Source organism: Betaproteobacteria bacterium (assembly GCA_016720855.1).
Lineage (GTDB): Bacteria > Pseudomonadota > Gammaproteobacteria > Burkholderiales > Usitatibacteraceae > FEB-7.
Genome location: JADKJU010000001.1, coordinates 1593718 through 1616444 on the forward strand (window position 1 = coordinate 1593718; position 22727 = coordinate 1616444).

The following is a 22727-nucleotide window of genomic DNA, read 5'->3' on the forward strand; positions in this document are numbered from 1 at the left end:
GCGTTGGACCGGACGACAAGTCGCCGGTCAACGCCAGCAGACTCGACGGCAATGGCAGAATCGCTCATGGCTCCCAAGATCGGCTGGACCCGGGAAGGCGTGAAGCGCTACCTGGTGCAGCGCTTCTACACGCGCTTCCACATGTCGCTGATCCTCGCGAGTTGCGGGCTTTCCGCGATGCTCACGAGCTGGGCCCTGCTGCACGCCGGCGTCCACTCGATGCTCGGGCGCTACCCGGTCGCGATGTGCGTCGCCTACCTCACGTTCCTGTGCGGCGTATGGGCCTGGCTGCGCTACGTCGGGCTCGCGGAAGACGCCCGCTCCTCGCGCTCGTCGCTGGCCGACGGCGGAAGCCTGTCCGACATCTCCTGGGGAGGCGGGAGTTCGGGGTCGAGCGCATCCGGCGGAATTGCCAGGGGAGGAGGCGGTTCCTTCGATGGCGGAGGAGCAAGCGCGGCCTGGTCGGAGGGCGTGCGCGCGCCGGCGATCACGGCGAACCTGCAGACGCAGGCGCTGGCCGCAGTGTCCCCGTCGAAGTCGGGCGGCGGCGGCAGCAGCAGCTTCGGCGACCTCGGCGACCTGGACGGCGACGGCATCGCCCTCCTCGTGCTTGCGGTCGCGCTCATTGCCGCCATCTTCGTCACCAGCGGTTGGCTCATCTGGTTCGCGCCCGACATCCTCTCGGAGGCGGCTTTCGGAGCAGTCCTCGCAGGTGGACTCGCGAGGCGATCGCGCGACCAGGATCCCGCCGGCTGGATCGCGGGCGTGGTGAAGAAGACCTGGTGGCCGTTCGCCGTCGTGCTCGCCGTCTCGATCGCCTTCGCGTGGTATGCCTCGGTGCACTTCCCCGCGGCACGCACGTTCCGCGAGGCGGTCGCGATGGCGCTCGTGCTGTAATTCAAAGGGGTCGGATTACTTTGCACTGTTTCCGTGCAAAGTAATCCGACCCCTTTGAATTGACCCCTTTGAATTCCTTTGAATTCTATTTCCCGATCGCCAGGGCCCGTGCCTCTGCCGCGCAGTCGCGAGGCGACTTGAGGTCCGCGGCTCGTGCCGCCTCGATTTCACTGCGCGCCAACACCATCTGCGCGGTGTAGACGGGGTCGGCATGCAGGCGGCTCACCGTCGCCGCGCCGATCACGCGGCCGGTGTCGACGTCGCTCTTCCAGTGAACGCCGCACACCACGCGGCTCTGCCCGAATGAAAGTCCCCGGGCAAAGATCGCGTTCGCGCGTTCCGGCGACAGTTCCGCCAGCGTGAGCGCCCAGGCCCAGCCGATCGAGGCATGCCCGGACGGGTAGGAGTCGGGTTTCATCTTCGCTTCCTCCTTCGGCGTGCAGGACGCCTCGCCGGTGACGGCGTACGGCCGCTTGCGTTTGTAGTGGCTCTTGGCCAGGTCAAGGGCCCGGCTCGCATCCATGCGCACCCGGCGCAGCAGCATGTTGAGGTGCGGCGTCGACTGCGCCGAAATCGGCATGTCCAGGGCGCACGAAAAATGCCCGGCCGCCTTGGGGAACTCCAGTACCGCGTCTGCTGTGGCCTGGCCCCAGCGCGGCGTGTCCCGCAGGGCGCGTGTGGCCCGGTAGGCTTCCTCATCGGCCGCCAGGGCCGCAGAGCCCGCCGCAGGCGGCGGGGGCAGCAGGGCCAAGCCGTCCGGCAGCTGGTCCGGTTGGAGATAGCCGGCCACGTACCCCCGGCGCACCTCCGGAAGCTCGGTCGGCGGCGGGGGCGGGATCGACGCGCAGCCCACCAGCGTGATCGAGGCAAGCAGCGTCCAGCCGGTTCTTGCGGTATCGAAGTTCATCGCCTATCTCCCTTGGTCTGTTGATAACGCCGCGCCCGCCCCTGCGGGTTGATTCCGGTCAAGGGATTCGCACGGCCGGGCCATCGATCCGCCTCACGCGGCCGGCGATCGCCTCAATCGTCCGACGCCCACCGCAACCAGGGCGACGAGCACGAACAGGACGGGAACGGTGACTTCGAGCAGCAACCCGAATCCCACCAGAAAGCCGATGACCGCATCGGGCTCGATTCTGTCCAGGCTCACCGTCCTTCGATGGCCGGCGACATCGAAAAGAATGCAGCTTCCGGACAACGACGTCGTGCTGCTGCTCCTGCCGATCGAGGGATAGGCGAGGCCACGGTACTCGAGGCCGTGCTGCGCCGCATAGCGCCCGCACAAGGGCGATGCGTAGCGATGTTCGATGGACAGCGCCAGCCCGATCGCAAGCCCCGCCGCCAGCGCCCCGACCACCAGGAAGTTGCGCATTCCCGTCCACCACGAACGCACCTTGGCTGCGACCTGCGGAGCCTGCCGGCGAGCCTCGTCGCGGGCGTGGGCCATGAGCTGCTCGCGCAACTGGTCCGGCGAGAGGCCGTCCGCCTGCCCCTGTTCGAGGCGGGCTTTCATGTCCGCGGCAAATGCCTCGCCCGCCCTTTCCAGGTCCTTCCCGTCACCAGGCGGGGCGGTCACGACCGCGACCTTCGCAGCCGGCTACTTCGGCGGCGCCGCAGCCTTGTTCCCGCAGGTGTTGATGCCGATCAACGCGTAGGGCGGGCAATAGCCCATCGCCGCGGTGGCGATCGGCCCCAACCCGAGCAGTCCCCACCAGCGGGCGTTGCCGTCGAGGAAATAGACGAGGCTCAGCAGTCCAAGGCCGACGACGATCCGGATGATGCGGTCGACGTTGCCGACGTTCCTGGTCATGTTGCATCTCCTTAGATCAATCCGATGGTTGGGTGCCACGGCCCGCCGCACCGCAGCCGCGGTCCAGGTGTCCCCGGTCCTGGCCGCCTGGTCAACTCTGCCGCTCTCCCCCAAGCCTACCCGGCCTGGCTCGGCGTCCGCCCCGCGGCGGGTCGCTAGTCGGCGTGGTCTGGGGGGCAGGGCGGGGGCGGGGGGATTTGTGCCGCTGCCGCTTTTCCGGGGCGGCTATGAACGCGCGCCGCCCACCGGTCGAAGGCGCAGGCGTTAGCTTTGGTCGTGGCGCCAGGTCATTCTGCGGGGGGGAGGGGCGCGGGGGCCGGTGGCCGCGGGGAACCGGCCGCCTTCGGGGACGGTGAACGACGCCCCTTGCCGACGCCCTTCACGGCGGATGCGGCGACCTTACTAGCGGCGGGGGCCGGGGTCGGCGGCGCGGGGCGGCGCGGGGGCGGGGGCGGGAACCTTTCGGGCGGCGGGCTGTGGAGCAGGGGTCTAGCCGGGGAGGAGGCGCGGTGCCGGCCCGGGACGTTTGGGTGTTGGGGGCGGACCGCCGGAGCGGGGTTCGGGGCGGGGGGCGGGCGGGCCCTCGGGGGGGGGGGGCGCGGGGGTCCACGGGCGCGGTGCGGGGGGGTGGGGGGGCCCGGCGTCCTGGGCGCCGTGCCCCCGCCAGTCAAGGGTCGAGCCTGCGCTGGCAGGCCCAGGACTAGCAGGTGGCTGGCGCCGGGCAGCTGGGCGGCCCCCCGCCCCCGCCGATCAGGCAACCCGGGTAGCTACCGAGAACAGTTCCTCCGGGGGCGGCACCCTTCTCTCGAACCACAGTGCCGCAGCGGCCTTGCCCATGGCGCAGCCGTCGTGGCCCACGCCCGGAACCGTGACGAGTTGCCATCGGCAGGGGACACCGAGCTGCGCGGCCGCGCGCTGCGCGAAGTCGAAGAAGAACCGGGCGCGGGCGAAGCGCGTGGGCCCCTGCGCCAGGGCTTCCGGATTGCGCGGCAGGTGCTCGTCGGCCATGTCGATGTCCTGCTCGCCCGAGAGGATGGTCATCGGATACGCAAGCCAGCGCGCAAGATCCGGCGTGCCGAATCCCAGGCCGCCCACGCCTTCGGGAAAGGGTCGATCCAGCGTCGGCAGCGTGTACCACCCCGGGTTCCCCGACACCACAGCCTCGTAGAGCGCATGATCCTGGGTCGCCAGCAGGCGGTGCGCGAACTGCCCGCCCGCGGAATGGCCATAGAGGCGCACCTGCGGACGCCGCGTGACGCCACCCGCGCGCAGCGCCTCCACCACGCGCGGCAGGATCGCGTAAAGCCAGTCCTCGCGCGGGCGCACGCCGCCGTCGGGTGCCACCACGGCCCCGTTGTTGTAGTTCTCCGGCTTCGGGTACGGCGCGTCGCCGAACGTCGTCGCCACGATGAGCAGGCGATGCTTCTCGGCCGCGTCGATCCAGAAATCGCGGTACTCGTCGCCGTTGCGCTTGACCCCGTGCTGGACGAGCACCACCGGATCGTCGGGCCCGTGCGCGGCGGGACGATAGGTGTGGATCACGAGCGGCCGGCCGGGATGCCGCGCGTCGTGGTAGTCGAGGGCATCGCGTCCGGTTCGGGGGGTGAGCGTGGTCGTGGTCATGGTCATGGCGGTCAGGGTCGGGTGAGCAAGTGGCAGGCGGCGTGGCGGCCGGGCGCGATTTCGCGCAGTTCCGGCCTCGTTTCACGGCATTCGGGCGTGGCCGAGGGGCAACGCGGATGGAAGGCGCAGCCCGAGGGCGGCGCGAGAGGCGACGGCAGTTCGCCCTTCACGGGCACGAACACGCGCTTGCGCCCATGGATGCGCGGGATCGCCTCGAGCAGCGCCCGGGTGTACGGATGCGCGGGGCTCGCGAACAGTTCCGCGACGGGCCCCGTCTCCACGAGGCGGCCGAGGTACATGATCGCCACGCGGTCGCAGATGAAGCGCACCAGCCCGAGGTTGTGGCTCACGAACAGGTAGGTGAGCGCGTGGCGTTCGCGCAGGTCCATGAACAGGTTCACCACCTGCGCCTGGATGGAGACATCGAGCGCGGCCACCGGCTCGTCGCATACCAGCACGCGCGGCTTCACGGCCAGCGCCCGCGCGATGCCGATGCGCTGCCGCTGGCCGCCGGAGAACTGGTGCGGGTAGCGGTCGCGGTAGCCGGCATCGAGCCCCACGTCGGAGAGCGCCCGGTCGATCGCCGCGTCCAGCTCGCCCGGCGGCACAAGGCGGTGCACCGCAAGCGCCTCGCCCACGATCCGGTGCACGCGCATGCGCGGGTCGAGACTCGCGTACGGGTCCTGGAAGATCATCTGCACCGCGAGAAGGTAGTCGAGGCGCTCGCGCCCCTTCAGGCCCGCGGCCGGCCGCCCCTCGAAGTAAATCTCGCCGGCGGTCGGCGGAAGGATGCCCGTCACCAGGCGCGCCAGCGTGGACTTGCCGCAGCCCGACTCGCCCACGAGCCCCAGCACCTCGCCACGGTGGATCGCAAGGTCAACGCCCTCGACGGCACGCACCACGGGCGGCGGCGGCGCACGGCCGGCGGACATCAGGATCCGCTCCGCGAGCGTCGGTCGGCGCGTGAAATGCTTGCTGGCGCCGCGCACTTCGAGGATGGGCACCGTCACCACGACTCTCCCGGCGCGAGCGGATGGTGGCAGCGGTAGCGGCGAGCCTCGTCCGCCACGAGCGGCGGATCGACCGTGCGGCACAGGTCGGATGCCCGCGGGCAGCGCGGCGCGAAGGCACAACCCGCGGGCCGCGCATTGAGGCGCGGGGCCATGCCGTCGATCTGCGAAAGGCGCATGCCGTGGCCGGTCTCGCCGGGAACGCAGTCGAGGAGCCCGCGCGTGTACGGGTGGCGCGGGTTGTCGAGCACTTCCGCCACGCTCCCCGTCTCCACGATCCGTCCGGCGTACATGACGGCGATGCGGTCCGCGAGTTCGGCCACGACCGTCAGGTCGTGCGTGATCCAGATGAGCGCCGCGCCCGTCTCGCGCGCGAGCTTCTGCATCTCGAAGAGGATCTGGCCCTGGATCGTCACGTCGAGCGCGGTCGTGGGCTCGTCGGCGATGATGAGGTCGGGCTTGTTGAGGAGCGCGGTCGCGATCGCCACGCGCTGGCGCATGCCGCCGGAGAACTCGTGGGGGTACTGCCTGAGCCGCGCCTCGGCCGAGGACATGCCCACGCGCCCGAGCGCCTCGGCCGCCAGTGCCAGCGCCGCCGCCCCGTCCGTCCCGCCATGCTCGAGCACCGCCTCGGCCATCTGCTCGCCGATGGTGAGCACGGGGTTCAGCGTCATCAAGGGATCCTGGAAGATCATCGCGATGCGGTCGCCGCGCAGTTCCCGCAGCCGCGCCTCGGGGGCCCGGCGCAAGTCCTCGCCCGCGAAGACCACCTCGCCCGCGATCACCTCGCCGGGCGGATCGACGAGGCCCACGATGGAAAAGCCCGTGACCGTCTTGCCCGAGCCCGACTCCCCCACGAGCCCCAGCACCTCGCCGCGATCCACCTCGAGATCGACGCCGTCCACGGCGGCCCACGCGCCGTCGGCGAGGTGAAAGACGGTCCGAAGGCCCCGGACCTGCAGCAGCGGCGCGCTCAATGCCGGTGGGCGTCGAAGCTGCGGCGCAGCCGCTCCCCGACGACGTTGATGGACATGATGAGCATGAGCAGGGCCAGGCCCGGGAAGAGCGAGATCCAGTATTCGCCGGAGAGCAGGAACTCGAAGCCGTTCGCGATGAGCAGTCCCAGCGAGGGCTCCGTCACCGGGACGCCGACCCCGAGGAAGGAGAGCGTCGCCTCGAGCGTGATGGCGCCCGCGATGCTGACCGTGGCCACGACCAGCACCGAGCCGATGCTGTTGGGCAGCAGGTGCGCCCGCATGATGTAGCCCGTGGGCAGGCCCTGGTTCATCGCCGCCTCGATGTATTCCTTGCGCCGTTCGACCAGCGCCGCGGCGCGCATGAGGCGCGCGTAGTTGGCCCATTGCACGACCACGATCGCGAGGATCACCTTGTCCACCCCCCGGCCGATGGAGGCAAGGAGCACGAGCGCTACCAGGATCGAGGGAAAACCGAGAATGAAATCGACCACCCGCATGAGGAAGGAGTCCACGCGGCCGCCGAACTGCGCGGCGGTGAGGCCCACGCTCACGCCCACGAGGAGCGCGCCAGCCGTGGCCGCAAGCCCCACGAAGAGGCTGGTGCGAAGCCCGTAGAGGATGGCGCTCAGCAGGTCGCGCCCCTGCGCGTCGGTGCCGAGCCAGAAGGTGAAGCCCGCCAGGCCCTTTTCCCCGGGCGCCAGGCGGTTGTCCATCACGTTGAGCGCCGTGAGGTCGTAGGGATTCTGCGGCGCGATGAACGGCCCGATGAGCGCGAACGCGACGATCACGGCCAGCACGATCGCAGCCCCCCGCGCGGTGGGTTGCCGGGCCAGGCGCCGCAGCACCTGGCGCCGGATCGGGGTGTCGTCCCCGGGCAGGACGGGCACGGGGTTCACGAGGCCTCTCCCGCCAGCCGCACGCGCGGGTCGAGCGCGGCGTACAGCAGGTCCACGAGCAGGTTCACGGAAACGAAAAGGAACGTCGCCAGCATGATGTAGGAGACGACGATCGGCCGGTCGAGCTGGTAGATGCTGTCGATGAGGAGCTTGCCCATCCCCGGCCACGCGAACACGGTCTCGGTGATGGTCGAGAAGGCGACGAGGCTGCCGAACTCGATCCCCACCACGGTCACCACCGGGATGAGGATGTTGCGCAGGATGTGCCGCAAGACGATGCGCCGCGGCCGCACGCCCTTGGCGCGCGCGTACTTCACGTAGTCCTGCGCCTTCGCCTCCGTGGTGCCCGCCGCGACCAGCCGGATCATGAGCGCCATGTTCGGGATCGCCAGGTTGAGCGCGGGAAGGATCAGGTGCCTCAACCCGTCGAGGGTGAGCAGGCTCGTCCTGAGGCCCAGGATGTCCACCGTCACGCCGCGTCCCGAAGTGGGCAGCCACCCGAGCAGCACCGCGAAGACGAGGATCAGCATCATCCCCTTCCAGAAGTTGGGCAGCGAGTAGCCCAGCACCGTCCCGCCCATGATGAAGCGCGAGAGCCGCGCCTCGGGGTTCAGCCCCGCCACGAGCCCGAGCGGGATGCCGAAGGAGACGGCGAGCGCCATCGCCAGCAGCACCAGTTCGAGGGTGGCCGGCAGGCGCGAAAGGATGAGGTCGATGGCGGGCACGCCGTGCACGAAGGAGCGGCCGAGGTCGCCATGCATCGCGTTCCAGGCGAACACGAGGTACTGCCGCCACAGCGGCAGGTCGAGGCCGAGGCGGCGCACGAGCTCGTCGCGCTCTAGCGCGCTCGCCTGCGGGGGAACCAGCAGCTCGATCGGGTTCCCGATGCCGTAGACCGCGAGGAAGACGACGACCGAGGCGGCCAGAAGGACGAAGAAGCTCTGGATCAGCCGCTGCAGCGCGTAGGTGGCCATGCGCCGCAGCGGCCCGCAGCTACTTCTTCAAGGGCTTCGCCGACATGGCGAGCGTGTACTGGTCCGCTCGGCCTGCGTAGGCGATGTCCGCGCGGTGCGCCCAGATGGTGCTCTCGAAATGCAGCGGAATGAAGGCATGAAGTTCGAGCAGGCGCGTGCCGGCCTGGCGAAGCAGCTCCGCGCGCTTCTCGTCGTCCATCGTGACGAGCGCCTTGCTGATGAGCTCGTCGAAGGCGGGGTCGGCCAGGCCGCCGTAGTTCGAGGTGCCGTGCGTCTTATTCTTGTCGAGCGTGGCGGCCCAGTAGCGCATGAAATTCGACGCCTCCGCCGATCCCCAGCCGCCCATCGCGAAGCTGAACTCCCGCTTGGCGCGGCGCGGGAAGTAGATGGCGCGGGTCATCGCATCCACCTTCGTGCGGACGCCGACCTGTGACAGGTATCCGGCCACGGCCTGCGCGATCTGGGCATCGTTGATGTAGCGGTCGTTCGTGGCCGATAGCGTGAGGTCGAATCCGTTGGCGTATCCGGCTTCGGCGAGCAGCTTCCTCGCCGCGGCCGGGTCGAACCGGATCACCGGGGGGTTCGGGAGCGTGCCGAACATGCCCGTCGGCAGGAACTGGTAGGCGGGCTGCGCGCCGCCATCCATGATGCGCTTGGCGATGGCATCGCGGTCGATCGCCATCGACAGGGCCTTGCGCACGCGCACGTCCATCAACGGGTTGCCGCCCTTGTCGTCCTTCACGAGAGGGCTGGGGCTGCGGGCCACGTCGAGCTGGAAGAAGATCACGCGCGAGGACGGCGAGATCTCGTAGCCGAAGCGCTTGTCCTCCCGCAGGCGGCCCAGATCGCGAGCGGCGGGATTCTCGATGAGGTCGTAATCGCCCGCGATGAGCCCGGCGAGGCGCGGCCCGGCGTTGGTGACCGGCACCATCTTCACGGCCTCCCAGTACGGCTTGTCGCCCCAGTAGCCGTCGTGGCGCACGAGCTCGATGGCCGAGCCGCGCACGTAGCTTTTCAGCTTGTAGGGGCCGGTGCCGATCGCGACGCTGCCCTCGTTGAACTGGCTCACGCTCGGCCAGGGACCGGTCACGCCGCAGTTCGAGGCGAGCGAGAACGTGATCTTTCCGTGGGCCGTGATCGACGAGGTGAGGATGGAGATCCCGGCGAGCAGCCGCGGCAGGAGCGGCTCGGGCTCCGCGGTCGTGACGACGAGCGTGTAGGGATCCGGCGCCTCGATGGTGCGCATGTTGCGGATCAGGTCCTTGTTGCCGCCCGCGATGTTGGTCTCGTTCTTGGCCACGCGGCAGAAGGTGAAGATCGCGTCGTCGGCCGTGAACGGCTTGCCGTTGGAGAAGTTGACGCCCTTCCTCAGCGTGAAGGTCCACTTGTTCGCGCCGTCGTTCTTCCACGCGGTGGCGAGGCTGGGAACGAGGCGCTGCGCCTCGTCCGTATCCACGAGCGCGTCGTAGATATGGGCCGCGAGCGCGTTGTTGGGCGCAAGCACGTGGTAGTGCGGATCGACCGAGGTCGGCTCGGAGGACAGCGCGATGCGAAGCGTCTGGGCCGCGGCGGGAGCGACCGCCATGGCAAGGGCGAATAAGGCGGGAAGCGCGCGGGGGAAGGTCGTCATGTCGGGGGGGGCTCCTGCAAGGGGGCGTGCGCAGCTTCCAGGCGGAGCCACGATCCCTGAATTCTAGCGCAATGCGGATAACGCCAATTCGTCAGGCCCAGGCGGGGCTGAATCGGCCGTCATCTCCGCGCATACGCCGGTAGTAAGATGTCCCGATGGTTCCCCAGACTCGATATGCGCGCAGCGGGAAGGTGAACATCGCCTACCAGGTCACTGGCGAGGGTCCGCTCGACCTGGTCTTCATACCCGGCTGGGTATCCCACGTCGAACTTGCCTGGGAGGATCCCGAGCGGGGAGCCTTCCTGCGCCGGCTTGCGTCATTCTCGCGCCTGATCATCTTCGACAAACGCGGCACGGGCCTCTCCGACCGCGTCCCGGACGACCAGCTGCCGACCCTCGAGGAAAGGATGGACGACCTGCGCGCCGTGATGGATGCGGTCGGCTCGCGACGCGCGGCGCTCTTCGGTTACTCGGAAGGCGGCAACATGTCCGTTCTGTTTGCGGCCACCTATCCGGAGCGCACGGTAGCGCTCGTCACCTTCAGCTGCTTTGCGAAACGCATCTGGAGCCCCGACTATCCGTGGGCGCCGACACCCGAGGCGCGCGCGAAGGAATACGAAACGGTCGAGCGCGAATGGGGCAACCTGATGGACCTGGCGCACTACATTCCGAGCAAGATGCATGACGTCGAGTTCGCGCGCCGGCAGGCCACCTTCATGCGCCGCTCGGCCAGCCCCAGCGCAGCGGTCGCGCTGCTCAGGATGAACACGCAGATCGACGTGCGCGCGGTGCTGCCTGCGATCAGCGCGCCGACGCTGGTCATGCATCGCACGGGAGATCTCGACGTGAACATCGAGGAGGGTCGCTGGCTGGCCACGCGCATTCCCGGGGCCCGCTTCGTGGAATTCGCCGGCGACGATCACATGCCCTGGATCGGCAATTCGGATTCCATCCTCGATGAGGTCCAGGAGTTCCTGACCGGCATGCGGCCCGAGCGCGACGTCGATCGTGTGCTTGCGACGGTGCTGTTCACCGACATCGTCGGGTCCACGGAGCACCTGGCTCGCGTGGGCGACAAGGCATGGAAGGACATGCTGGCTCGCCAGCGCGAGATCGTGCGGCGCGCGCTTTCCGCCTTTCGGGGACGTGAAGTCGATACCGCGGGCGACGGCTTCTTCGCCACCTTCGACGGTCCGGCGCGCGGCGTTCGCTGCGCATTCAGCATCCAGGAGGCGGCTCGGCCCCTGGGGCTCGCGATCCGGGCCGGCTTGCACACGGGCGAAGTCGAACTCGACGGCGAACGCGTGGGCGGCATGGCGGTCCACATCGGCGCTCGCATCGCCGCCCAGGCGGGCGCCGGGGAAGCGCTGGTCTCCAGTACCGTCAAGGACCTGGTCTCGGGATCCGGGCTGCGCTTCGAGGACCGCGGCGCGCATGCCTTGAAGGGCGTGCCGGGCGAATGGAGGTTATACGCGGCGAGCTGACAGGACGAGGACGGAGTTCATCTCGAAGCGGCGGTGACGGGGGACCTCTCGCGAGGCGTGATGCGCACCTTTTTCCGACGTCCGGGCGCGAGTTTCGGCTTCGCCAGCGCCGCGATCGCAAGCTTCCTCACCTGCCTGATGTCCGCATCGGTGAACGGCCCGTTGACCCCGGAAATCGCCGCGAGCCTCATGCCGTGCTTGATGCCCAGCCGGTAGATCTCGCGCACCTTCTCCCACTCGATGTTGCGGCCGACCGTGAAGTTCTCGAACCTGCCTTCCAGCGCGAGCACGATGGTTTCGGCCAGGCACGCGTAGGCCACGTTCTTCGGCAGCCCGATGTTCTTCATCGAGACGTTTCCCGGCAGGTGGATCTCGCCCGACTCGATCACGAGCACGTCGGGACGCCTGGCGACCTCTTCGGCGGGAAGGTCGAGGGGTCGCGCCACGTCCGTGATCACGCACCCGGGCTTCACCTTCATGATGTCGAGGATCTTCTTGCCCGCCCCCGACGTCGCGGTCACGATCATGTCCATGTCCGCAATGTCCTTGTCGGCCCGCGAGGACAGGAAAAGCTTCGCGTCGGGGGTCTCCTTCAGGATCGAGCCCTTGAGCGAGAGGAGCTTCGCGGTTTCCGGGGAGACCATGTAAACCTCCTCGGCGACCATCGCGAGGAGTCGCGCGCACACCGAGCCGATGGCCCCGGTCGCGCCCACCACCATCGCCTTGAACTGCACCTTCTGCCCCCGCGCGCCCCGGGGGACCAGGCCCAGGCGCAGCACGGCGTCGTGCGCGGCCCAGAGCGCACCGGATGCGCTGTAGCTGTTTCCGGTCGTGATGGGCAGCGGCGCGCGCCTGGCCACCGTGAGCCCCGCATCGCCAACCACTTTCGTGAACGCGCCCAGGCCCATGATCTGCGCGCCCAGGCTGCGCGCCACGCGGGCCGCATCGAGGAGCCGCCGGTAGGTGAACTCCGGGCTGTGGTTCATGATTTCCCTGGGCGTGCCGCCCACCGAAATCAGCCATCCCTCGGCTTCCACTCCCGTGGGCGACTTGATGCCGGTCACATGCGAATAGACGAAGGGCGGCGCGTAGGCCATCGCCTTTTCCAGCGTGTCCATGAAGATGGGTGGGGACACGCGCGAGAGAAGGTCGATGGACTTGATGTTCTTGAAGTACTCCTGCGACAGCGGATGGATCACGAACGCGAAGCGGTTCATCCGCTTGACGCCATTGGGATAGATGATGCGCGGCTGCATCGCGAGGCCGGTGATGATCTCCAGGTAGTCGTCCTCGAGGAGGTCCTCGGGCTCCTTGCCGCGCGCGGCGATGATCATCGCGTCCAGCAGGCTCGGGCCCAGCACGTGGCCGAAGAGCGCGGGGGCGCCGTCGATCACCAGGTTCACGCCCTTCTTCCGGAACTGCGCGATGCGCCGGTCGTTGACGGTGGAGGTGACGATCGTCTTGCCGGCCAGTTCCTCGAGGCCGAAGTCGTCCAGCTCGTGCACGGGCGCCACGATGACCGTCGCCTCCTGCATGGCCCTGCGCAGCACGAACCGGGTCCACTCCCGGACCACGGTGGACTCCATCAGGCTGGAGGGCACGCGGTCGGCCACGTAATGCGCCCCGCTCGCGTAGAGCTCCAGGGCATCGATCGAGGTGAGCATCTTGGGCACGCCCAGCTGGAGCAGCGCGTCGGCGAACTCGAGGTTCGGCGTGTACTCGGCCATGGCCTGCGCGAGCTTGTAATTGGTGACGCCCGAGAAGAACAGCACCTTGGCGTTGTTGAAATAGTCGCCCAGCTTCCCCTGGACGTGGCGCAGCGCCCATTCCTGCAGGATGTCGCCCAGGCGCCCGCCGGTGGTGACGGGCACGCGCGTCACGGCGCCGGTGAGGCGCGCGCTGTCCTTGTCCACGAGGCGCCGCGAGCCGACCGTGTAGCTTTCCTTGGCCACGCCCAGCCCGATGGCGTCGGCGTGGTTCTCCCAATGCTTCAGGAGCTTTTCGGCCCGGGCCACGCTGTGGTTCGTGCCGATGCGGCGCACGTCGAGCTGCTTGCCCAGGAACCGGGCGGTGAACGCGAAATCCTGCGCGCCCTCCCCGAGGCTGATGCCGACCACTGTCTTCATTCCGTTCCCATCCGCTCGCGGGCCCACTGCCGCCCCTGCAGTTTGACCGGCGAAGAGTGCCGCGACTTTGACCTGCGTCTAGTAACCTGCTCGGGGAAATGGTTCCGCAAGCCTGTTTGGTGCAAGCTGGCAGGCTCAAGGACGAGAGGGCGAGCGCGACGATGATCCAGATGCCGAGTGTCGTGGGAAGCGTGGTGCGATCCGTGGGACTGTCGACCGCGATGAAGGCGGCCGGCGTGGTGACGGGGCTCCTGCCGATTCCACAGCCGATGCTGCTGGTGGGTCCCGGCTCGAGCCGGCGACTGGGCCAGGCACTGTGCGGGTTCGGGCACCGGAGAATCCTGATCGTCACGGACCGGATCGTGGCGCAGCTCGGGCTCATGAAGGGCCTCACCCAGGCCCTGGAGAAGGGCGGGGCCGAGTTCGTCGTGTTCGACGCGGTTACCCCGGATGCGCCCATCCCGATGATCGAGAAGGGCATCGCGTTCTACGACAAGCGCGGCTGCGACGCGATCGTGGCCTTCGGCGGGGGCTCGCCCATGGACGCGGCGAAGGCCATCGCCTACTCGGCCGCCAACCGGAAGCACCCACGCAAGCTGGTCGGGTACTTCAAGGGCCTGCACTCGCCGGCGCCGATCTATGCCGTGCCGACGACCGCGGGAACCGGGTCGGAGGTGACCGTGGCCGCGGTGATCTCGGACCCGGACACCGAGCAGAAGCTGGTGATCGCCGACACGCGGCTCGTGCCGGCCATGGCGGCGCTCGATCCGTCGCTCATGATCGGGTTGCCGCGCGATGTGACGGCGGCCACGGGCATGGACGCGCTCACCCACGCCATCGAGGCCTTCATCGGCCAGTGGGCCACCGACTACACGGACCGGATGGCGCTCGCCGCCGTGGCGCTCATCTACGGCAACCTGCGCGTCGTGGTCCGCAACGGCAAGGACCTGGAGGCGCGCGAGCGGATGTCGCTGGCCGCCACCTACGCCGGCCTCGCCTTCACGCGGGCGAACGTGGGCTACGTCCACGCGATCGCGCACCAGCTCGGCGGCAAGTACCACACCCCGCATGGCCTGGCCAACGCGATCCTGCTGCCGCACGTGCTGCGCTTCCTGAGCCCTGCGATCACCAGGCGGCTGGCGCTGCTGGCGGTGCGCGCCGGGGTGGGAGCGGAGGGCGAGCGGGCGACGGTGCTGGCGAAGAAGTTCCTCGAGTCGATCGAGGCGCTGAACCGGGACGTGGGGATTCCGACGCAGCTCGATGCGCTTCGGGAAGCGGATATTCCCGCGTTGGCCAAGGCGGCGTGCTGGGAGGCGGATACCAGCTATCCGGTTCCGAAGTACATGTCGCAGGATGACTGCGCGGGCATTCTGCGCCAGATCCTGCCAGGGACGCCGCCGCGCAAGCGATGAGAGTCGGCGACCGCCATTACCGAAGCCTCTGGGCCGAACGGCCCGGCGGGCCCGTGCACATCATCGACCAGACGCGCCTGCCCTATGCCTTCGAGACGCGCGTGCTCGATTCGCCGGAAGCGGTGGCGGAGGCGATCGGGACGATGCGTGTGCGCGGCGCGCCCCTCATCGGGGTGGCGGCGGCCTTCGGGATCGCGCTCGCGATGACGCGGGACGCGTCCGACGAATCGCTGGCGAAACATGCCGGGCTGCTCGCGGCCACGCGGCCCACTGCAGTGAACCTCGCGTGGGCCCTCGTGCGCATGCGCGAGGCCCTTGACGGCCTTGCCGTGGGGGAGCGGCCGGCGGCCGCCTGGTTCGAGGCGCAGGCCATCGCCGACCAGGATGCGGCGCTCAGCGAAGCCATCGGCCGGCACGGGCTCGCGCTCATCGAACGGGAGCACGGTGCACGAAATCGCGCGGTGAACATCCTCACCCACTGCAACGCAGGCTGGCTCGCCACCGTGGACTGGGGCACGGCGCTTGCCCCCATCTACATGGCGCACGACCGGGGCATTCCCGTGCACGTCTGGGTCGACGAGACGCGCCCGAGATGCCAGGGGTTGCTCACGGCATGGGAGCTCGCGGGCCATGGGGTGCCGCACACGCTGGTGGCGGACAACGCGGGCGGCCACTTGATGCAGCACGGCTTGGTCGACCTGGTCCTGGTCGGCGCCGACCGCGTGACGCGCCACGGGGACGTCGCCAACAAGATCGGCACCTACCTCAAGGCGCTCGCGGCGCGCGACAACGGCGTCCCGTTCTATGCCGCCGTCCCGACGCCCACCATCGACTGGGAGATCGACGACGCGCTCGCCGGCATACCCATCGAGGAAAGAAGCGGCGAGGAGGTGCGGGCCGTGCGCGGGCTGGACGGCGCCGGACGCCCAGCCTCGATCGCCATCGTGCCGGAATCGACGGCGGTGGCCAATCCCGCGTTCGATGTGACTCCCGCCCGCCTGGTGACGGGCATCCTCACCGAGAAGGGCCTATTCGCCGCGAAGGAAACCGCGCTGCTCCAGCTGTTCCCGCGCGACCGCAAGAGCAAGGCGTTCCTCACGTGATCGACGCGGACCTGCGCCTTCGCATCGTCGCCACGGCACGGCGGATGAACGCGCTCGGCATCAACCAGGGCAGCTCCGGAAACGTGAGCGCGCGCATCGAGGGCGGGTTCCTGGTGACGCCGTCGGGACTGCCCTACGAGGACCTGAAACCCGCCGACATCGTGCACATGGCCATGGACGGGCACGCGACGGGGCATCGCGAGCCCTCCAGCGAGTGGCGCTTCCATCGCGACATCTACGCGACGCGGTCCGAGGCCGGAGCCGTGGTGCACACGCACTCCGCGCATGCCACGACGCTCGCGTGCCTGGGCCGGTCCATCCCCGCCTTCCACTACGAGGTCGCATTCGCGGGCGGCAAGGACATCCGCTGCGCGCCCTACCGCACGTTCGGAACGCAGGAGCTCTCCGACGCGGCACTCGAGGCGCTCGCGGGCCGGCGCGCGTGCCTGCTCGCGCACCATGGCGTCATCGCGTTCGGCGCCGATCTCGACGACGCGCTTCGCCTGGCGGACAAGGTCGAGGCGATGGCCCGCCTCTACTGGCAGGCGATCCAGGTCGACGAACCCGCGATCCTCGACGACGCCGAGATGGCACGCATCGTCGAACGCTTCCGGCACTACGGCCCGCGAAGCTGATAGAATCACAGTCATGAAGACGCGTCGCGCCATCCTCCTGGCAACGCAGCCCGGTATCAGTCCGGGCCGCGCGACGGCCTTCGTCTCCGCGGCCCGGTAGCCGCGCCCGAAGGCCCCGCGAACCAGGCGGGTTCCCCTTCCGGCAGCTTCCGGGCCTACCTCCCCAGAATCGATCCCGAGCCGCGCGCGCGTCGCGCCGGCCCGCTTTCCACGGCATCGGCATCCGGGCGCAGTGCCGCAGGCGCACGCCCGCACAGGAGAACACCATGATGAACATCACCCCCGTCGTCGTGACCGAACGGGATGCCGCGCGCATCCGCGAGCTGGGCAACCGGCTTCCCGATGGCGGCCGCAGCCTGCAGGGCCTGCGCGACCTCGTCGAGAAGGTCCACGAGGACGCCGAGATCGTCCCGGGCCCGAAGGTCTCGCCCGACGTGGTCACCATGAACTCGACCGTTTCCTTCGTCGACGAGCGCACGGGGCTCACCTCCCGCGTCACTCTCGTCTATCCCGCGGAGGTATCGATCGCCGAGCGGCGCATTTCCGTCCTCTCGCCGGTCGGCCATGCCCTGCTGGGACATACGGTGGGCGCCATCACCGACGTCGAGCTGCCCGATGGCAGCCCGCGGCCCATCCGCGTGCTGGAGATCCATTACCAGCCCGAGGCCTCGGGCGATTTCGACCGATGAGCGGGAGGAGACTGTCATGCACTTCCAGCTTCCCCTCGAGCGGATGGCGCGCCACCGCAACCGTGCCTCCCAGCTCGTGTTCGCCCGCGAGGCCCTGACCAGCCTCGACGAGACCGACGACTCGCGTTTCGAGCCGACGCCGCGCGGCCTCGCGATGTTCGCCGCGCATGAGGACTCCCTGGAGCGGCCCGTCGCGGTGCTGCTGCAGCGCTACGGCGAAGCGGTGGAGATCCGCCCGCCCCGCGTGCGCTGCCTGCCGGGCCATCCCCTGCAGGAGCCGGTGATGGCCCTGCGCGTGACGGTGCGGCGCGAGTATTCGCTCTCCGTCCTGCAGGAGCTGCGCCATCGCGACGTCCGGCTCGAGGAGGAGTGCATTCGCGGGCAGGCCGTCGTCTTGCGCGCCCGGGCGCCGCTGCGCGTCCTCCTGGGCCTGGGCGAGCGCCTCGCGGCGCTCTCCCGCGGCACCGCGCAGCACGCGATGCGCTTGAGCCACTACGCGCCGTAGTGCCCGGCGGGGCCGCTTCGCGCAGCGGCCCCGCCGGATCGCGATTCCCGCTCCGGTAACAGGATTCGTGAGCCGCGATGGGGGACGTGGGGAGAAGGGGCTGTGCAATAATTACCTACTCATTCCAAGCCGGCGCACTCTCGGAGGTAGTTCCCATGCAAGCCCACGCCTCGCCCGTCCCCGGGGCCGCCCTTACCCGCAACGCGAAGCTCCTGAAGTGGGTCGCGGACATCGCCGCCCTTACCCAGCCGGACGCCATCCACTGGTGCGACGGCTCGCAGGAGGAATACGACCGCCTGTGCGCGCAGCTGGTCGAGGCGGGAATCTTCCGGCGGCTGAACGACAAGCTGCGTCCCAACTCCTACCTCGCCCTCTCCGACCCTTCGGACGTGGCGCGCGTCGAGGACCGCACCTTCATCTGCTCGAAGAAGAAGGACGACGCCGGCCCCACCAACAACTGGGTGGAGCCCGCCGAGATGCGCGCCACCCTGAAGGGCCTCTTCAAGGGCTGCATGCGCGGGCGCACGATGTACGTGGTGCCCTTCAGCATGGGCCCCATCGGCTCGCACATCGCCTACATCGGCGTCGAGATCTCCGATAGCGCCTACGTCGCGGTCAACATGAAGCTCATGACGCGCATGGGCGCGGCAGTGCTCGCCACCCTGGGCGACAACGGCAGCTTCGTTCCCTGCGTGCACTCCGTCGGCGCGCCGCTCGCCGCGGGCGAAAAGGACGTCGTGTGGCCCTGCAACAAGGACCACAAGTACATCGTCCACTTCCCCGAGGACAAGGAGATCTGGTCCTACGGCTCCGGGTACGGCGGCAACGCGTTGCTGGGCAAGAAGTGCTTCGCGCTGCGCATCGCCTCCGTCATGGGCCGCGAGCAGGGCTGGCTCGCCGAGCACATGCTCATCCTGGGCGTGCAATCCCCCGAGGGCGTGAAGCACTACGTGACCGCCGCGTTTCCGTCCGCCTGCGGCAAGACCAATTTCGCCATGCTCATCCCGCCGCCCGCCTTCAAGGGCTGGAAGGTGACGACGATCGGCGACGACATCGCCTGGATCAAGCCGGGCGAGGACGGGCGGCTGCACGCCATCAACCCGGAGGCGGGCTTCTTCGGCGTGGCGCCCGGCACGGGCTACGACACCAACCCGAACTGCATGGAAGCCGTCAAGACCAACACCATCTTCACCAACGTGGCGCTCACGCCCGAGGGGGACGTGTGGTGGGAGGGCATGACGAAGGAAGCTCCCCCGAAGCTCACCGACTGGACGGGCAAGGAGTGGACGCCGGGCTGCGGCCGCCCCGCGGCGCACCCCAACTCGCGCTTCACCGTCGCCGCCACGCAGTCGCCCTCGATCGACCCGGCGTGGGACGACCCGAAGGGCGTTCCGATTTCCGCGTTCGTCTTCGGCGGCCGCCGCTCCTCGACCGTGCCGCTGGTGACGGAAGCGGCCACCTGGGACCACGGCGTTTACATGGCCGCCACCCTCGGCTCCGAAACGACCGCCGCCATCACCGGGAAGGTGGGCGTGGTGCGCCGCGACCCGTTCGCGATGCTCGCCTTCTGCGGCTACAACATGAGCGACTACTTCGCCCACTGGATCGAGATGGGGCGCAAGGTCGCCTACCCGCCCAAGATCTACCTGGTGAACTGGTTCCGCAAGAACGCCGAAGGCCGGTACGTCTGGCCCGGCTACGGCGAGAACATGCGCGTGCTCAAGTGGATCGTCGAGCGCGTCGAAGGGCTCTCCGACGCCGAGCGCACGCCCCTGGGCTACGTGCCGCGGCACAAGGACATCGACTGGAGCGGCATGGACTCGTTCGGGGCGGACAAGTACCTCTCCATCTCCGCCATCGACGAGGCGACGTGGAGGCAGGAGCTGCCCCTGCACCGCGAACTCTTCGACAAGCTGGGCTCGCGCCTGCCGGTCGAGGTGAGGCAGCGCTTCGAGTCGCTCGCGGAAAAGCTGGGCTGAGGTGGCGCAGGCCGGCACCGCAGCAAGGCTCCCGGATCTCGAGACTCCGCGACTCGTCCTCGACGCGGGCCGCATGGAGGCCAACGTGGCGCGCCTCAAGGCGCACCTCGCCCCGCTGGGGGTTCGCCTTCGCCCGCACGTGAAGACCTGCAAGTCGATCGAGGTCGCGCGCGGCCTGATGGAGACTTCCGCGGGCCCGATCGCCGTCTCCACGCTCAAGGAAGCCGAGCAGTTCCTGGAGCACGGCGTCACCGACATCCTCTACGCGGTGGGCATCGCGCCCGCAAAGCTGGACCACGTGCTGGCGCTTCGAAGCCGCGGCGCCGACCTCGCGGTCGTCGTGGACAGTGTCGAGGCCGCCCAGGCGGTGGCGGCGAGGGGCGCGGGCATTCCCGTCCTCATCGAGATCGATTGCGACGGCCATCGCGCCGGCGTGAAGCCCGGCCACCCCGTCCTCATCGACATCGCCAGGGCGCTCGCCGCCGGCGCCGAGCCGCGCGGTGTGATGACTCACGCGGGCGACTCCTACAACTGCCGCTCCACCGAGGCCATCGCCGCCATGGCCGGCAGGGAGCGCGACGCTGTCGTGAAGAGCGCCGCCGTGCTGCGCGCGGCCGGGTTCGCCTCGCCCGTCGTGAGCGTCGGCTCCACGCCGACCGCCACTTTCGCGAAGAACCTCGATGGCGTCACGGAAGTGCGCGCCGGCGTCTTCGTCTTCCACGACCTCGTGATGGCGGGGCTCGGCGTCTGCGCGGTGGACGACATCGCGCTCAGCGTGCTCGCCACCGTCGTCGGGCACCAGCGCGAGAAGGGCTGGGTCATCATCGATGGCGGCTGGATGGCGATGTCGCGCGATCGCGGCACCGCGAAGCAGCAGGTCGACCAGGGCTACGGCCTGGTGTGCGACGAGGACGGACGCGTGATCGGCGACCTGGTCGTCTCCGACGCCAACCAGGAGCACGGCATCGTGAGCCGCCGGGGCGGCGAGCCCCTCGACGCATCGCGGTATCCCGTAGGCACCCGATTGCGGATCCTTCCCAACCACGCCTGCGCCACCGGCGCGCAGCACGATGCCTACCATGTCGTGAGGAGCAGCCCCGAGGTCATCGCCCGGTGGCCGCGCTTCGGCGGCTGGTAGCGGAGACCAGCCATGATGAGAACGCTCGAAACCCTCAACGCCCCGGGGCTCGCCGGGCCCGCCGGCCACTATTCCCACGCCGTCGTGCACCGCGGCATCGCCTATCTCGCCGGGCAACTGCCCCACGCCGCCCGCGACCCGGGCCGCAAGCCCGGCACCATCGAGGAGCAGGCGCGCCAGGTGCTCGCGAACATCGACGAGGTGCTGCGGGCCTGCGGCTCGCGGCGCGACCGCGTGCTGCGCTGCACCGTCTATGTCTCCGACATCGCGCACTGGCCGGCGGTGAACAAGGTCTACGCCGAATTCTTCGGCGAGCACCGCCCCGCGCGCTCGGTGGTGCCCGTGAACGAGCTGCACCACGGCTATGCGATCGAAGTGGACGTCATCGCGGCGCTGGACGAATGAGCGCCAGCATCGAGGCGGCGGTCCGTGACCGGGCCGACCGCTTCGTCGCGACGCTGCTCGACTTTGTCCGCATCCCTTCGGTAAGCCTCACCGGCGAGGGCATCGGCGAGGCGGTCGAATTCCTCAGCACGCGAATGAAGCACTGGGGGTTCGAAGTCCAGGTGTTCCCCACCGACCACCAGCCCATCGTCTACGGCGAGATCGGCCCGAAGGACGCCGCATTTACCTGGCTCACCTACGGCCACTACGACGTGTACCCGGCAGATGCCGGGGCCGAGGGATGGCAGACCGACCCCTGGCAGCCGGTGGTCGACGGCGACCGCATCTGGGGCCGCGGCACCGGCGACAACAAGGGCCAGCACCTGGCCCTCCTCAATGCCATCGCGCTCTACCGCGAGCTGCACGGCGAATTGCCCATCCGCATCAAGGTGGTGCTCGAAGGCGACGAGGAGACCGGCAGCCAGCCGCTGCCGACATTCGTCGAGGCGCACCGCGACATGCTGCGCGCGGACCTGTGCTGCTATTCCGACGGGCCCATGTTCCCCAACGACCAGCCGGTGCTCCTGATGGGCGTGCGCGGCATCCTGGGGCTCGAGTTCGCGGCCACGGGCGCGATGCGCAACCTGCATTCCGGCAACTTCGGCGGCGTGGCCCCGAATCCCACGCTCGACCTGATCCACCTGCTGGCCGAGATGGTGGACCGTGACGGCAAGCTCCTCGTGCCCGGCGCGGGGCATGCCGATGTGAGAATCACGCCGTCCGAAGCCGCGGCGGTGGAGTCACTGCCGCTGGACCGCGAGGGCGTGATGGCGAGCATGGGCGTGGCTCCCTCGGTGCCGGACAACGAATTCCACGAGCGCCTGATGCTCCGGCCCGCCTTCAACGTCTCCGGTTTCGCGTCCGGCTACACGGGCAACGGGCACAAGACCATCATCTTCAGGCAAGCGCTCGCCAAGGCGGACATCCGGCTCGTGGGCGGGCAGGACCCGGCGCAGGTTCTCGCGAGCGTGCGCAAGTTCGCCGCGGACAGGGGTTACACGGGCATCGCGATTCGGGAACTCAAGGCGACGCCCGCCTCGCGCACCTCGCTCGACAGCCCGTTCGTGCCGGCAGTCAAGGCGGCGGTGGCGAAGGGCTTCGGGCGGGAGCCGCTGGTGGTGCCCAGCCTGGGCGGGACCACGCCCGACTACGTCTTCACGAAGCTGCTCGGCCTGCCATCCATCGTGGTGCCGCTGGCCCCGTACGACGAGAACAACCACGCGCCCAACGAATCGACCAAGGTGTCGCTGTACCTCGCCGGGATCCGGTCGGGGATGCGGCTCATCGAGCAGTTGGGACGCGATGCCGCTGGGGAATCGCCGACCCGTGCAATGCCCGCCTCCGACCCGAACCGGCAGTCCGGTCCGTCCTGAAGGAATTTTCCGGCGATATTGT

The 22727-nt window shown here is 69.3% G+C and carries 20 protein-coding genes and 1 pseudogene; 11 read left to right on the top strand and 10 right to left on the bottom strand.

Going from position 1 to position 22727, the window contains the following annotated elements; all coding sequences use genetic code 11:
- Window positions 1-51 precede the first annotated feature (51 nt).
- Window positions 52-897, top strand: coding sequence for a hypothetical protein (locus IPP91_07155; protein ID MBL0141841.1), 846 nt, complete (start codon window positions 52-54; stop codon window positions 895-897).
- An 85-nt stretch (window positions 898-982) separates the two neighbouring features.
- Here the strand turns inward: IPP91_07155 and IPP91_07160 are convergent, their stop codons facing one another.
- The 9 genes from IPP91_07160 to IPP91_07200 form a co-directional block, all read right to left on the bottom strand.
- The gene (locus IPP91_07160; protein ID MBL0141842.1) at window positions 983-1804 is read right to left on the bottom strand and encodes a phosphatase PAP2 family protein; all 822 of its coding nucleotides are present in this window, start codon (window positions 1802-1804) and stop codon (window positions 983-985) included.
- 93 nt (window positions 1805-1897) lie between these two features.
- A complete protein-coding gene (locus tag IPP91_07165; GenBank protein MBL0141843.1) occupies window positions 1898-2473 on the bottom strand; it encodes a hypothetical protein in 576 nt (191 codons plus the stop codon).
- A gap of 21 nt (window positions 2474-2494) precedes the next feature.
- Entirely contained in the window at window positions 2495-2707 is a 213-nt protein-coding gene (locus IPP91_07170) for a DUF2892 domain-containing protein (protein ID MBL0141844.1), read from the bottom strand.
- 750 nt (window positions 2708-3457) lie between these two features.
- Window positions 3458-4330, bottom strand: coding sequence for an alpha/beta hydrolase (locus IPP91_07175; GenBank protein MBL0141845.1), 873 nt, complete (start codon window positions 4328-4330; stop codon window positions 3458-3460).
- 11 nt (window positions 4331-4341) lie between these two features.
- Window positions 4342-5262 (bottom strand): ABC transporter ATP-binding protein, encoded by a 921-nt coding sequence (locus tag IPP91_07180; protein ID MBL0141846.1) that lies wholly within the window; start codon window positions 5260-5262, stop codon window positions 4342-4344.
- Window positions 5263-5336: 74 nt separating this feature from the next.
- Complete coding sequence (locus IPP91_07185) at window positions 5337-6317, bottom strand: ABC transporter ATP-binding protein (GenBank protein ID MBL0141847.1); 981 nt, start codon at window positions 6315-6317, stop codon at window positions 5337-5339.
- On the bottom strand, window positions 6314-7213 hold the full coding sequence (locus IPP91_07190) for an ABC transporter permease (protein ID MBL0141848.1): 900 nt from the start codon (window positions 7211-7213) through the stop codon (window positions 6314-6316). Before IPP91_07190 ends, IPP91_07185 begins: the two co-directional genes overlap by 4 nt.
- The gene (locus IPP91_07195) at window positions 7210-8187 is read right to left on the bottom strand and encodes an ABC transporter permease (GenBank protein MBL0141849.1); all 978 of its coding nucleotides are present in this window, start codon (window positions 8185-8187) and stop codon (window positions 7210-7212) included. The genes IPP91_07190 and IPP91_07195 overlap by 4 nt, the downstream gene beginning before the upstream one ends.
- Before the next feature lie 19 nt (window positions 8188-8206).
- Window positions 8207-9817: an ABC transporter substrate-binding protein gene (locus IPP91_07200; protein MBL0141850.1), complete on the bottom strand. Its 1611-nt coding sequence runs from the start codon at window positions 9815-9817 to the stop codon at window positions 8207-8209.
- 155 nt (window positions 9818-9972) lie between these two features.
- Here IPP91_07200 and IPP91_07205 point away from each other — a divergent pair, with 155 nt between their 5' ends.
- Window positions 9973-11301: an adenylate/guanylate cyclase domain-containing protein gene (locus tag IPP91_07205; protein MBL0141851.1), complete on the top strand. Its 1329-nt coding sequence runs from the start codon at window positions 9973-9975 to the stop codon at window positions 11299-11301.
- A gap of 113 nt (window positions 11302-11414) precedes the next feature.
- Here IPP91_07205 and IPP91_07210 read toward each other — a convergent pair.
- Window positions 11415-13427 (bottom strand): annotated as a pseudogene (locus IPP91_07210) (dehydrogenase).
- Between the two features lie 161 nt (window positions 13428-13588).
- Here IPP91_07210 and IPP91_07215 point away from each other — a divergent pair.
- From IPP91_07215 to IPP91_07255, 9 genes are all read left to right on the top strand, one after another.
- Complete coding sequence (locus IPP91_07215) at window positions 13589-14839, top strand: iron-containing alcohol dehydrogenase (protein MBL0141852.1); 1251 nt, start codon at window positions 13589-13591, stop codon at window positions 14837-14839.
- A complete protein-coding gene (gene mtnA / locus IPP91_07220) occupies window positions 14836-15942 on the top strand; it encodes an S-methyl-5-thioribose-1-phosphate isomerase (protein ID MBL0141853.1) in 1107 nt (368 codons plus the stop codon). Before IPP91_07215 ends, mtnA begins: the two co-directional genes overlap by 4 nt.
- A complete protein-coding gene (locus IPP91_07225) occupies window positions 15939-16577 on the top strand; it encodes a class II aldolase/adducin family protein (protein ID MBL0141854.1) in 639 nt (212 codons plus the stop codon). Before mtnA ends, IPP91_07225 begins: the two co-directional genes overlap by 4 nt.
- 266 nt (window positions 16578-16843) lie before the next feature.
- A complete protein-coding gene (locus tag IPP91_07230; GenBank protein MBL0141855.1) occupies window positions 16844-17266 on the top strand; it encodes a GreA/GreB family elongation factor in 423 nt (140 codons plus the stop codon).
- Between the two features lie 16 nt (window positions 17267-17282).
- Window positions 17283-17771 (top strand): hypothetical protein, encoded by a 489-nt coding sequence (locus tag IPP91_07235; protein ID MBL0141856.1) that lies wholly within the window; start codon window positions 17283-17285, stop codon window positions 17769-17771.
- 155 nt (window positions 17772-17926) lie between these two features.
- Window positions 17927-19750, top strand: coding sequence for a phosphoenolpyruvate carboxykinase (GTP) (locus IPP91_07240; GenBank protein ID MBL0141857.1), 1824 nt, complete (start codon window positions 17927-17929; stop codon window positions 19748-19750).
- A gap of 73 nt (window positions 19751-19823) precedes the next feature.
- Window positions 19824-20888 carry an alanine racemase gene (locus IPP91_07245; protein ID MBL0141858.1) on the top strand — a complete coding sequence of 355 codons (1065 nt, stop codon included), beginning with the start codon at window positions 19824-19826 and terminating at the stop codon, window positions 20886-20888.
- Window positions 20889-20903: 15 nt separating this feature from the next.
- Entirely contained in the window at window positions 20904-21293 is a 390-nt protein-coding gene (locus IPP91_07250; GenBank protein MBL0141859.1) for a RidA family protein, read from the top strand.
- Window positions 21290-22705 (top strand): M20/M25/M40 family metallo-hydrolase, encoded by a 1416-nt coding sequence (locus IPP91_07255; GenBank protein MBL0141860.1) that lies wholly within the window; start codon window positions 21290-21292, stop codon window positions 22703-22705. The genes IPP91_07250 and IPP91_07255 overlap by 4 nt, the downstream gene beginning before the upstream one ends.
- The last annotated feature ends 22 nt before the right edge of the window (window positions 22706-22727 follow it).